We start from the raw sequence: 12,186 nt of genomic DNA, 5'->3' as shown, positions 1-12,186 counted from the left end.
TTGCCGCAGGCATAAAAAGACGTCGGAGCAAAGCGGACTTTGCTCCGACGTGGAAGGGACGGTCAAAATCGATATTTTGAAGTTTCGGAAAGGTATAGGCGAACCAGCCGACCGGCCTTCTGGCCGGCGGCGCTTTTGCGCCGTACGAGCGTTTTGCCGCAGGCAAAACCTCGGCGCAGGGCGAATTCATTTCGCCCGAGCATTTTAAATCAAAGGGTGGAGCCGACCTATGGGCGGCGAAACCCAAAATAAAAGGACATCCTCTCGGATGTCCTTTTATTTTGGTACGGCTGAAGGGATTCGAACCCCCGACCTACTGGTTCGTAGCCAGTCACTCTATCCAGCTGAGCTACAGCCGCATTTCCGACCCGCCAGGGACAAAACTCCCGGCGGCTCAATTATCTTACCACAGAATGGAGCGAAAAGCAAGCATAATTTTTCGCCGTCAACAGAAATATGCATTTCCCAAATATGCATTTCCCAAAAAGAGGGACAGCAAAAGGCCCCAATATCGGCGAGTAAAAACACCACCCCCCGGCCATCCACTGTGACCGGGGGGCTACTTCTGATCCTGAATCTCTACCAAATTGCGTTACCTCACACTTTCTACGAATTTTTAACGCGCCAAATCATCCAAAATGCCTGAAGAAAACCTCTGTCCAGTTGCCACATGTGCCACAATTTACACATTCGGTTCCGTCATCTGCGATACTTCGCGGGAGGTTTGCCGTGTGTCTTCTCACTCCAGTGAGCTGTGTCCGGGAAACTTATGCCATTGCGTCTTCCTGGGGTCTGCCGGATGCTTCAACGCGTTGGACGCCGCCTAGGTTCGACGCCCGGAAGGGGCTTGCCAAAGGGCTCCGTGAGTTCTTCTAGTACATGGGACTCACCTCATCCTTTCTGTCTATATACTACAACATCCTCCGGCAAATGTCAAGTACTTTTTGTGAGAAAAAATAAAATTTTCCGTCCTCACCCACTGAAGAAGAGCACCCGCAGAATCCCATAGAGAATGGAGGCGCTGATGCCAAAGACCAGCACCGGACCCGCCACAGTGAAGAGCTTGGCCCCGGTGCCGGTGACCAGGCCCTCGCTCTTGAACTCCAGGGCCGGGGAAACCATGGCGTTGGCAAAGCCGGTGATGGGCACCAGGGTACCTGCTCCGGCCCGTTTGGCCAGCCTGTCGAAGACGCCCAGCCCGGTCAGCAGGGCGGCGGCGAAGATCAATGTCATGGAGACGGCCGTCCCTGCGTCATCCTCTGAGAGCCCCATCCCCTGATAGAAGTTCAGCAGCCCCTGCCCCAGGGTACAGATCAGCCCCCCCACCACAAAGGCCCAGGCCATATTCTTCCAGATCGGCGAAGGCTTCTCCTTTCCGCTGACATAGTTGTTGTACTCCCTGTTGGTCATATCCATGGCCGTCATCCCTCCCTCGGGCTGTTTCGCCCGGCGTTTGCGGCCTTAGTATGCCCCTGTTTGGACGGATCATTCCAATTCCATTCAGGATTCCTGTCCATCGGCTGCGCATTCACAAGTAAAACACAGCGGCGCCCCGCTCCGCACCTGACAAACTCAGGTACAGAGAGGGGCGCCACTCGGTTTGTTCCGGCGTCAGCGCCGCCGGTCCTTCCGGCTGATGGCTCTGGACTGCAAGGCAAAGAGGTCCTGGCAGAGGCGGTCCTCCTGGCCGCTCCTCAGGTCGTAGAAGCTGCAGCCGTAGTAATCGCGATGCCTTTCTTCTCCCCGCCCTCCAACCGCTGCACCAAGCAGCGGAAGGTATACTCCAGGCCGTCCTCCAGCAGCTGGAGGACGCTGAGGAGCAGGCGGTCCCCCTCCTCCAATTTCTCCCGGCAGCGGAACCCCGCCCCTGCCAGACTGATGTCCGCCAGCCCGCAGGTTTGGAGCCCGCAGCCCGGCCCCCGAGACTAGGGCTTGCTTGAAACATGTCAACATGCCCAACCGGCGGGTTTTTTGCCCCCTGGACGGCGCAATTTTTCCTTGCAATCCGCCAGGTTTCCTGCGAAAAAATTCCTTGCCAGCGGCCCAAAATCCCTCGCTGCTGGACACATCGCCATGTTTCAAACAAGCCCTAGGGCCTGTCCCCGCAGAGGCAGACGGAAACTCTCTCACCGCTCCAGGCAGGCAATGGTTCGGTCTATCTCAATCCACCACAGGTCCGCTGTATTTCGGGTGACGGCGCCGTACATCAGCACCACGCCGCTCTGTCCCCGGAGGGCGTGGATGCGCACCTTGACCTCTGTGCGGCAGATGATGCCCCGGGGGTACTCTCCCCCTTGCGGAGCTCCACGCTGCTCTCGCCGGCGGCGGCATCATAGGCCCCCACCGTCCCCGCAAAGCGAAGCCCGTTCTCCATGGTCATGACTTCGCACAGGGCGCCTGCCCAATTCGACGGGGAACCTCCGCTGTTCTGTTCCATCGCCGCTTCCGCCTCCTTCCCGGCGTTTACTCCACCTTGTCCGCTCCATCGGCCTGCTCTAACATGGGATAGAGCACCTCCAGATCTGTGGGGCGGTAGAAGTAGAAGCCCTGGACAAAGTCACACTTCATCTCCCGCACAATGGCGAGCTCCTCCTCCGTCTCCACACCCTCCACACAGACCTGCTTGCCGAATTTGTGGCAGGCGTAGACAATGCTCTGCATAAAGCTCTGCTTTTCCTCCGAGGCCGTGATCTCCTGCATGAGAGAGCGGTCCAGCTTCACCAAGTCCGCCGGATACTGAAGTAAGAGTTGGAGAAAAGAGTAGGCATTTCCGAAATCATCCAGAGCAAATCGAATCCCAATCCCCCGGCATCGGAGGACAAAGCGCTCCAGATAATCCGGCATCTCGTCAAAATGGGTCTCCGTGAGCTCCAACAGCAGATTATAGGGAGGCACTCCGTACTGGTCCAGCAGATCCCGGATGGTGTCAAACAGCGTCTGGTCCATGATCTGGAGATAGCTCACATTCACGGAGATGATAAAGTCGGGCCGGTGCTCCAGAATACGCTTGACCGTCTTCACGGCCTGCTCCAGCACCCATTTCCCCACCGGGAGGATCAGCCCCGTATTCTCCAGCACAGGAATAAATTTATCCGGCGTGATGTTCTGATCCTGCAGCTTCCAGCGCAGCAACACCTCACCGCCGAAGAGATAGCTGTCTTTGGTTCGGACCTGGGGCTGAACCACAATCCGAAAGCCCTCAAACCCGTGCTTCACGCTGTAGTTCAACGCCAGATTCAGGTCGGAACGGTCCTGATAGGGCTTGAGCATCTGGGGGGTGAACTCCAAATAGTCCAGCCCCGGATAGCCCTTGGCAATGTGGGCGGCCATACTGGCGCGGTCAACCAGCGTCTGAGGCACCTGGGCTCCGCCGCTGCTGCGCAGAACTCCGATGGCACAGGGATAGAGCAGCTCAATGCTATACTTTTTGTAGACCCCTTTGACAACCCTCTGGATGTCGCTGGCCAGGGCGTGGGTGTCCTCCCCCTCCCCTGTGACGGCCAGGAATCGGGCGCCGTCCATGCGGAAGAGCTGCATCCGCCCCTCCAGCTCCCGCTCCAGCTGGGCGGAGGCCTCCAGAAGAATCATATCCCCCGTGTCCCGTCCAAAGGTGCGGTTGATGTCGGAAAAGTTCTGGCAGATGATGCACAGCAGGGTCATCTCTCCGCGCCAAGAGTGGAATACCGGCAGCTTTCGAATGGCATAGGAGATGTGCATCAGCCCAGTGACGGAGTCGATCTCCGCCTCGTTCTTCAGCTTCATCATGCTGCCGGAGAAGAACACCCGCCGGGTCCTGTCCTCGTTCCACTTCATGATGCCCTGACGGCGCATCCACACCAGATTGCCGTGCTTATCGTGAATGCGGTAGCGGATGGAGTGATTCTCCCGCTTATCCACGTACATCTCCCCCATGTCCATGCGGTGGATCTCGCGGTCCGGCTCATAAATCAGGGCCTCCAGGCGCTCCACAAAATCATAGACCAGGTTGTCCTGAAAGCCGAAATCATCCCGCAGATTGTCAGAGATATAGTAGACGTTCCTCTGCAGGTCCCCGCAGTAGAGGTAGAGGGAGGCATCCGCCGTGGCCGCCGACTGGAAAAAAGTCTCAATATCAAAATAGTAGCTCCGCAGGAATGCCTGTAGGCGGGAGTCCTCTCCCCCCTTCTGGGCCCTGCTGGCCGCCTCCCGGCTCTTCTCCACATATTGCCGCCTCTTGTCCTCGTACATCCGCTCATCCGCCTGCTCCATCAGCCTCTGGAAGCTGACCGTCTCAGCCGGCGCCCAGGCACTGCCGATGGAGAGCTGGCACTCCTTTTTCAAGACTTCCTTCTGCAGCTGGTCCACGCCCTTCTGGAAGGCAGCCTGGCTCTCATCCTGACACAGCACCAGGAACTCGTCTCCGCCAATCCGATAGATCTGCTTCTGCTGGAACACCCCGCACAGGAGATGGTAGACCTGAAGCAGCAGCCGGTCGCCGCTGGTGTGCCCCAGCTGGTCGTTTACTCCCTTCAGCCCCACTACATCGCAGTAAATCAGCCCTGTATCCACTGTGAGATTTCCACGGCCCATGGCCTCGTCCAGGGCGTGCCGGTTCAGGGCCCCGGTGAGCTGGTCGTGCCGGCTGGTGAGCTCCAGGTCGCAGATCAGGTCCCGCTGCCGCAGTACAGAGAGAATGTAGTAGGAGAGGATGCGGCAGAAGGCCGCCGCAAATTCCATCTGCCCGGGCTCTGGGTCGTCCGCCCGCAGAAAGCCGATCAGCTTCTGATTTTCCAGCAGGGGCACAATGATCATCCGGTCCACCTTGGAGTCTCCCAGAAACTCGCACAGCTCGGGACTGCTTGCGTACAGCGCCTTCACATCCCGGATGAGGATGGGCTCATTGTGGGCCATTTTCAGGTACCACTGCTTCAGATATTCCGCATAGTCCATCTTGAGCGGCTGGCGGGAGAGCTCCTGGCCGGACCTGGTCCAGGCGTAGGTCATCATCACCCAGGGGTCCAGCCTGCTTTCATAGAGCATCAGAGCCTCACAGTCCAGGTGGGTCCCCAGATACTCCAGCATACGGTTCAGCGCCTCGTTCTGGTCCGCAGTGGAGTGGAGGGTCATCAGGCACTCGTTCACCATGGTCTCATAGTGGACATAGGCGTTATAGCCCTCGGCCTTGGGGTCCCTGGCCTCCTCTTGGGGGTCCCCGAACTCCAGCCGGTACCGCCTGCCATGATAAGTAACCATGGTGTCCTCAATCCGAAAGGCGCCGTTCAGCACCGGATTGCGGTACTGCCAGGACAGAAATTTCCCTTCCTCCAGCTTGGAGTTGGTGCAGAAGGGGCAGGGGCGGGGCAGCCCCTGCAAAATTGTGTAGCACATCTGTCCCTTGTAGCTCTCTGTGTCCACCCCCAGGGCGTTGCGCGCATAGGCGTTCAAAAAGACCAGCTCGTAGGTCTCCATATCTGCAACATAGACCACCTGGTCCAGATGTTCAAAAAATTCCCAAGGACAGGACATGCCGGCCATCTCCTCTCAATGCGTCCGACTCATGGCCCGGCGGACAGCAGCCGCATCGTCAGGCGTTCTCCTCCTGCTTCTCCAGCGGAGGCGCCGTCTTATTCTCCACCTGTCCCGGTTCCGGCTGGGTCATCTCGTTCCAGACCCGGTTGACCTCCTCCATGCAGTTGAAGTAGAGGCTGGTCAGCAGGTTGGTGGGAATGCCCAGCGCCTCGGCCAGCTCGTCGATTTTGCCCCAGTCCGCCCGTTCATAGGACAGGGCCAGATCATAGAGCTGTCCGCACCGCCCGGTGTGGTGCATCAGGGCCTCCTTGGCCTCCTGGCGCAGGGGGACCTGCTCCAATATTTCATCCAGAGGCGCGTCGATGAGGTAGTTCAGGGTAGAGAACATCCCCATAAGGTAGGCCTCCGGCTTGGAGATGGGCATATCCTTGGCATAGTTCATCAGGCTGCTGCAGAAGCTGGCCCGCATGAAGGACAGCCGCAGGAACTCCTCGGCTCCCTCCTCCATCTGGTTCTCCGCGTTGCTGGCGCTGAGGAGGTAGACCCACTGCTTGAGCTCGTTGAGGCCCATGGTCATAATGGCCTGGCGGACGGTGGTAACCCGGTGCCGCATGGCGAAGTAGCAGGAGTTGGCCATTTTCAGCAGACCGTAGGTGAGGGTGGCGTCGATGGAGATGATGTGCTCGATCTCCTCCACATCGGGTTCGTCCCGGGTCACCGCCACCATCAGCCGGAAGAAGTTGCTCTGGAGATACCCGCTGCTGTGGGCCCGGGTGGTGAGCTTCTCGGCCACATAGGTGCCCTCCAGGGCGTCCACACCCAGTTTAATGGCCCGCTGGTAGAGGTCCTCCCGGTCGATGCCCACGGCCACGCACTTCTTCTTCATGCTGTGGGCAATCTCGATGATGTTCTTCAGCGTCAGGTCCGGCGTACTCTGGAAGTTGAGCTTAATGTAGTCAATGCCGTCCAGAATGCCCAGATACCGGGGAGCGAACTGGAACTCATTCACTGCCACCTTGTAGCCATCCTTGGCATACTGCTGAACCATCCGCATCGCCAGAGGGTGAATGATGACGCTGTCATCAATCTGGATCACCAGCTCATCCTTGTCAAAGAGCCGGGGGGTACGCTTCATCAACAGCGTAGTGGTGAAGGTCATGAAATTCAGAGACCCCCGCAGCAGCTTGTCGGTATTTTGCGTCAGGAAGCTGTAGATGGTGTCTGCGGCGGCAAAATCAGTGGTCGTGACGGTATCCCCGCTGCTGAAGGCCTGATTTTCCCCGTAGTACTGAATTTCATAGCCAATGATCTTGTTCTCGGCGTTCTTGATGGGCTGCCGCACAATGTATTTATTGCTCATACCCTTCCTCCATCCTTCCTCTGTATACTGGCGCGGGCCAGAAGCTGGTCAATGACGCTGATGAGATGGCCGATCTCCGGCTTACTGAGCTGCTCGTCGGCGCCCACCTCCTTGCCCTTGCGCCGCATCTCCTCCGTAATGAGGGAGGAGAATATGATGACCGGGATCTGCTTGAGGGAGCTGTCATCCTTGATGAGCTTGGTAAGCCGGTGTCCGTCCATCTGAGGCATCTCCAGGTCGGTAATGATCAGGGCTGCCTGTTCACAGAGGTTGTCGCTCCCCCGCAGCGTCTCAAGCTGCTCCCAGAGCTCCGCTCCGTTGGCAAACATACTCAGGTTGGTGTATCCCGCCTTGGTCAGGGCAGTGCGGATCATCTGAGAGAGCAGGATGGAGTCCTCAGCCACCCAGATGGGCTTGTCGCTGCGCTCCCGGGGCCCCAGATCCTCCACCTCGCTGAGCTGGATGCTGGTCTGGGGGGCGATCTCCGCCACGATCTTCTCAAAGTCCAGGATAGTCACCAGATTGCTGCCGCACTGGGCAATGCCGGTGGCCACGCCATCCGGCCCGCCGGAGACGGTCTTGTCCGGCTTCTGGATGTCGGTCCAGGAAATGCGGCTGATGCCGACTACCGTATGAACCCGGAAGGCAATGTGCATCTTGTTGAAGTTGGTGACGATGAACAGGTCCTTGGGACGCTTCTCCTCCTCCTGCCCGCTGAGGTACTTGGGCAAATCCACCACCGTGATGACGATGTCCCGGGGCTTGAAGATGCCCTCCACCGCCGGATGGGAGTGGGGCATGGGGCGGACGGGGGCCGACATCATGATCTCCCGCACCTTAGCCACATTGATGCCGAACAAGTTCCCGTCAATGGTGAACTCCATGATCTCGATCTCATTGGTCCCTGTCTCCAACAAAATCTCACTGTTGCTGTACTCCATTTTCGTCGATCCCTCGTTTCTAGTCCATTTCTGCCGGGCGCTCAGAAGATCAGCTCTGGTTTGCCATAGCTGCGGACGCAGGCCTGGCCTGTGGCCGCGTCGAAGAGCAGGGTCCGGGCCACGCTTCCGCCTACATCCTCCTTCAGGAGCTTGATCCCCTCCCGCTTCAGGGTCATATGAACGCTTTCAATGTTGCGCTGGCCAATGTTGCCCAGGCTGCCGTTGCCGGGCACATCAAACATCCGTGCGCCGCCGGCAATTTTGGCCGTGATCCGGCTGCGCTTGGCCCCCCGGGCCTCCATCTGCTTCAAGGTCTCCCGGATGCCGGAATCCGCATACTTTAGGGGGGACTTTCGCCCGGTCTCCATGTTCAGGGGGAGCATGACATGGACCAGGGCGGCCAGCCGGAGGACCGGGTCATAGAGGCAGATGCCGATGCAGGAGCCCAGGGCGTAGGTAATGAGCATTCCCTCCCGGCTGGCCATCTTCATATCCGCAATCCCCACCACCAGCTTGTCAGCCATCCAGAACCCCCAGTTTCTTCAGCAAAAAATTCAGGGACCCGATATCCGGAGACAGCAGAAGGTGACACGGCACAGCCTTCTGGTTACAGATAAAGTCGGCTCCAATGGTCATGATATAGTCGGACTGTCCCCCATATTCGGCCATGGGAACCGCCAGGATCGCCCCCTGCATATCCACAGCGAAGGCCGGAACGGTCAGGGTGATGGTGAGATCCGCCAGCCCCGACAGGGCGTTGATAAAGGTGGAGATCATGATATTCCCCACCTCAACCAGGGCAGAGCGGTCCAGATCGGTGAGCTGGCTGTAGTCCTCCACCACCTGCCCCACAGTGCGCGAGAGCACCAGATTGATGAAATCAAGCTGCTGGACCGAGAGCATGATGCCCTTGAGCTCTCCATCCAGCCGGACCAACACGCCGGCGGTGATGATCTCCGGGCCGCCAATCCAGTCAATGGCCTCGTTGTAGCCCATAATCCGCACCTCCGGCATGGTGATGCGGACCTCGCAGCCCAGCACCCCGGACAGGGCCGTGGCCGCGTTGCCGGTGCCAATGCTGCCGATCTCCCGGATGGTATCCAGCTCCAGCACGTTGAAATCTTCAAATTTCTTCATCTGCCGCTCCCCCTCAGGCACCGGTGAGGCCGTTGATGGTGGTCTCCACCTCATCTGCCGTGGTGACCATCCGCAGAGCGTAGCTATAGGCCCGCTGGGCCTCGATCACCTTGCTGATCTCATAGGCAAGGTCGGTGTTGGAGGTCTCCAGATAGCCCCGCAGGACCTGGGCGCCGCCCATCCACACGTCGCCGTTCTTGTCCCCGGCCAGGAAGCGGCCGCTGTCCAGGTGCTGCAATCCATCCTGGTACTGAATGAGAAAGACCCCCACCGGCTGCTCGGCGTTAAAATCAGTCATGACGATGGGATAGCCGCCGGTGTTGAGGACCTGCCGCCCCTCCCCGTCGGAGAGGTACCAGACATGCTCCAACTCCCCCGCCTCGTTCTGCTCCTGGAACATGGCCGGAGAGAAGGACCCGTCCCGGGTGAAGGAGATCTCCTGGGTGGAGGGGTCGAAGAGGGCGAAGAAGCCCAGGCCAAAGATGGCATAGTCCTGGGCCCGTCCGGTCTCCTCCAGGGCGGCCTGGGAGAAGTCGGTTGCGGTGGACACCACCCGGGTACCGGCGCCCTTGGGGAGCTCCGCGCCGTCTGCGCCGGCAATGTTGCGGTACATCAGGGCCTCAAAGGCGGGCTTTTCCGCCCTAAAGCCGTAATGGTTGACGTTGGCAATGTTGTTGGCCTGGACGTTCAGCCGCAGCATCTGCTGCTGGGCGCCCACAGCGGCGTTATAAAATGCCTGGATCACGCGAAACCTCTCCTCTCTTACATCCGGCCCACTTCGCTGGTGGCCCGGTTCAATAGCTCATCGTGAAGCTTAATGATCTGGGCGGCGCTCTGGAGGGCCCGTTGGGCAGTCATCATCTGGGTCATCTCCGACACCATGTCCACGTTGGCGCTCTCCACCCACTTCCAGTGGACCAGCCCCTCCGTGGGCGCTGCGGCCTGGCCGTTGGCGCCGAAGAGGCCGCTGGCCTCCTTCACCAGCTGGGCGTTGTCCGCGAAGGTGAAGACCCCGATCTGCCCCAGGTAGTAGCCCCCGTCCTGGGTGTAAAGGTTCCCCTGGCTGTCGGCCCGGATGGCGTCAGTGGTGAGCTGGATGGGCTGTTCGTCCATCCCCAGCACCCGCCCGTGTCCCGGCAGGTAGAGGCAGCCCTCCTCGTCCAGAGAGAAGCTGCCGCCCCGGGTGTACTCAATGCCCGCCTCCGCCTGAATGGCGAAAAAGCCGTCCCCCTCGATGGCAAAGTCCAGATTCAGGCCGGTCTCCTCCAGCCCCCCCTGGCTGTAGTCCACATAGAACTCGCTGGGGGCCAGGACATAGCTCTGCTCCCCAATCACCTGGGCGCCGGTCTTGTCCTTGTTGCCCACCAGGCTGTAGAGCACCTCCTCAAAGGTGCTGTCCGTGTAGGTCTCCTTTTTGTAGCCCGGGGTGGACAGGTTGGTCATGTTGTTGGCCACTACGTCCAGGCGCCGGCTTTGAGAGAGCATCCCGGAGGTCAGATTGTAAAATCCCTTGGTCATGACACACGCCGCCTTTCTGTTCGTTCACGCTTCCAAATACTGCTTCATATAGAGCCGAAGGTGCTGAATCGCCCGGCTGTGGATTTGGGAGACCCGGGGGGCGCTGACGTTCAGCACCTGGGCGATCTCCTTCATATTCAGCTCCTTCTCGTAATAGAGGGACAAAACCAGCCGCTCCTTTTCCCGCAGGGAGGCAACCCCCTGCCGCAGGACCTCATGGAGCTCCTGCTCCTCGTAGAGCTCCTCCGGCTGGTCCTCCTGACCGGGCGCGGCCAGCCCCCGCCCGGGCCCCGAGGTGAGCATGGACTCAAAGGAGAGCAGGCCGGACATGGCAGTCTCCGAAAGCATGGAGGCGTACTCCTCCTTGGAGACCCCCAGAAAGTCGGCCATCTCCTGGCTGTCGGGCGTATGCCCCAGCTGAATGGCCAGCTCCTCTGCGGCCCGGTTGAGCTTCACGGACTTCTGCCGCACCTGGCGGGGCAGCCAGTCCTGGTGCCGGGCCAGGTCAATGACCATGCCCCGCAGGCGCTTGGAGACGTAGGTCTCAAACTTCACATCCTTGGAGGGGTCGAACTTATCCACTGCGTTGAGCAGCACCAGAAGGCCTTCGCTGATGATGTCGTCCAGCTGAGCAAAGCCGCTGTAGAGGCCGCAGACCTGGACGGCGACCCGGCGGACCATCTCGGTGAACCGGAGCACCAGCGCCCATTTCAGCTCTGGGTCTCCCGTCTCCCTGTATGCCTCCAGCAGGGCCTTATTCCCCATCTGGCCGATCTCCGTCTGAGAAAAGGTCCCTGTCCGGCCATTCGGCGGCGTTTTCTCTTTTATCGCTTCCATCGGCAGGACCTCCCTCCGGTCCGATCTCGGCTGCCCGTTGTTGGCGCGGCGCCCGGCGCATTGTGGGGCTCAGGCGCGCATCTCCTGTTTTTCCAGTACAATGTTGCCAATGGCCTGGATTTGAACATTGCTGGTGATCTCATTGAAGGAGAGGACATAGATGTCCGGGTAGAACTGGTGGAGCATCCGGCTGAGATAGACCCGGATGATCTGACTGGTGAGCACGATGGGCGTCTGCGAGAGCTCGTTGAACTTCTTTCGCAGCTCGCCCAGCTGGGCCACGATCTGCTGCATGACATCCGGGCTCAAGGCCAGGTAGACCCCCCGGTCGTTCTTGGTCAGGGCCGAGAGGACCTTCTTTTCCACCTCGGCGTCCAGGGTCACCACCCGAAGCTGGCCGTTTTCGCAGAAGCGGCGGGTGATGGTGCGGCTCAGGGCCCCGCGGACCTGTTCGGTGATCAGGTCGATGTCGTGGGTGGTGGCGCTGGCGTCCACGATCGTCTCCAGAATGGTGGCCAGGTCCTTGATGGGGATGCCCTCCTGGAGGAGGCTTTTCAGAATCTTCTCCAGATTGGCGTAGGTAATGGCGTTGGGAATGGCGTCGGCCACCAGCTCGGGCTCGGTCTGCTTGAGGTGTTCCACCAGCTGCATGGTCTCGGAGCGGTTAAGCAGCTCCCAGGCGTGCTTTTTGATGGTCTCCGAGAGGTGGGTGAGCATTACCGTCAGGGGAGTGATGACGGTATAGCCGTAAATTTCGGCCATCTCCTTGTTCTCCGGAAGAATCCACCGGGAGGGAATGCCGTAGGCCGGCTCCACCGTCTCGATGCCGTCGATCTCCCCGGCGGGGTTGGCGGGCTCCAGGGCCAGGTAGTAGTCCACCAGAAT

General features: G+C 59.6%; 13 protein-coding genes and 1 tRNA gene. All 14 read right to left on the bottom strand.

Annotated elements, in window-relative coordinates; genetic code table 11:
* On the bottom strand, positions 1-247 hold a 247-nt coding region (locus Q0K09_RS08945; RefSeq protein ID WP_294475455.1), incomplete at its 3' end, for a hypothetical protein.
* A gap of 35 nt (positions 248-282) precedes the next feature.
* Positions 283-359, bottom strand: a tRNA-Arg gene (locus Q0K09_RS08940).
* Positions 360-972: 613 nt separating this feature from the next.
* Positions 973-1,416: a stage V sporulation protein AC gene (gene spoVAC, locus Q0K09_RS08935; RefSeq protein WP_294475453.1), complete on the bottom strand. Its 444-nt coding sequence runs from the start codon at positions 1,414-1,416 to the stop codon at positions 973-975.
* Between the two features lie 278 nt (positions 1,417-1,694).
* Entirely contained in the window at positions 1,695-1,889 is a 195-nt protein-coding gene (locus Q0K09_RS10820) for a PilZ domain-containing protein (RefSeq protein ID WP_365931959.1), read from the bottom strand.
* Between the two features lie 237 nt (positions 1,890-2,126).
* Positions 2,127-2,249: a hypothetical protein gene (locus Q0K09_RS08930; RefSeq protein WP_294475450.1), complete on the bottom strand. Its 123-nt coding sequence runs from the start codon at positions 2,247-2,249 to the stop codon at positions 2,127-2,129.
* 214 nt (positions 2,250-2,463) lie between these two features.
* Positions 2,464-5,505, bottom strand: coding sequence for an EAL domain-containing protein (locus Q0K09_RS08925; RefSeq protein ID WP_294475447.1), 3,042 nt, complete (start codon positions 5,503-5,505; stop codon positions 2,464-2,466).
* 58 nt (positions 5,506-5,563) lie between these two features.
* On the bottom strand, positions 5,564-6,868 hold the full coding sequence (locus tag Q0K09_RS08920; protein ID WP_294475445.1) for an HDOD domain-containing protein: 1,305 nt from the start codon (positions 6,866-6,868) through the stop codon (positions 5,564-5,566).
* Positions 6,865-7,809 carry a chemotaxis protein gene (locus Q0K09_RS08915; RefSeq protein WP_294475442.1) on the bottom strand — a complete coding sequence of 315 codons (945 nt, stop codon included), beginning with the start codon at positions 7,807-7,809 and terminating at the stop codon, positions 6,865-6,867. Before Q0K09_RS08915 ends, Q0K09_RS08920 begins: the two co-directional genes overlap by 4 nt.
* A 41-nt stretch (positions 7,810-7,850) precedes the next feature.
* Positions 7,851-8,333 carry a chemotaxis protein CheD gene (locus Q0K09_RS08910; RefSeq protein ID WP_294475441.1) on the bottom strand — a complete coding sequence of 161 codons (483 nt, stop codon included), beginning with the start codon at positions 8,331-8,333 and terminating at the stop codon, positions 7,851-7,853.
* Entirely contained in the window at positions 8,326-8,946 is a 621-nt protein-coding gene (locus Q0K09_RS08905) for a chemotaxis protein CheC (protein WP_294475437.1), read from the bottom strand. Before Q0K09_RS08905 ends, Q0K09_RS08910 begins: the two co-directional genes overlap by 8 nt.
* Positions 8,947-8,959: 13 nt before the next feature.
* The gene (locus tag Q0K09_RS08900) at positions 8,960-9,691 is read right to left on the bottom strand and encodes a flagellar hook basal-body protein (protein WP_294475434.1); all 732 of its coding nucleotides are present in this window, start codon (positions 9,689-9,691) and stop codon (positions 8,960-8,962) included.
* Positions 9,692-9,708: 17 nt separating this feature from the next.
* Positions 9,709-10,464 carry a flagellar hook-basal body protein gene (locus tag Q0K09_RS08895; RefSeq protein ID WP_294475433.1) on the bottom strand — a complete coding sequence of 252 codons (756 nt, stop codon included), beginning with the start codon at positions 10,462-10,464 and terminating at the stop codon, positions 9,709-9,711.
* 24 nt (positions 10,465-10,488) lie between these two features.
* Positions 10,489-11,301 (bottom strand): FliA/WhiG family RNA polymerase sigma factor, encoded by an 813-nt coding sequence (locus Q0K09_RS08890; RefSeq protein ID WP_294475431.1) that lies wholly within the window; start codon positions 11,299-11,301, stop codon positions 10,489-10,491.
* 69 nt (positions 11,302-11,370) lie between these two features.
* Positions 11,371-12,186: FHIPEP family type III secretion protein (locus tag Q0K09_RS08885; protein ID WP_294475428.1), on the bottom strand; the 816-nt coding region annotated here is incomplete at its 5' end.

It is taken from the genome of uncultured Intestinimonas sp. (genome assembly GCF_944387725.1).
In the GTDB taxonomy this organism is placed as follows: domain Bacteria; phylum Bacillota; class Clostridia; order Oscillospirales; family Oscillospiraceae; genus Intestinimonas.
This window is presented reverse-complemented; position numbering and strand designations above follow the sequence as displayed.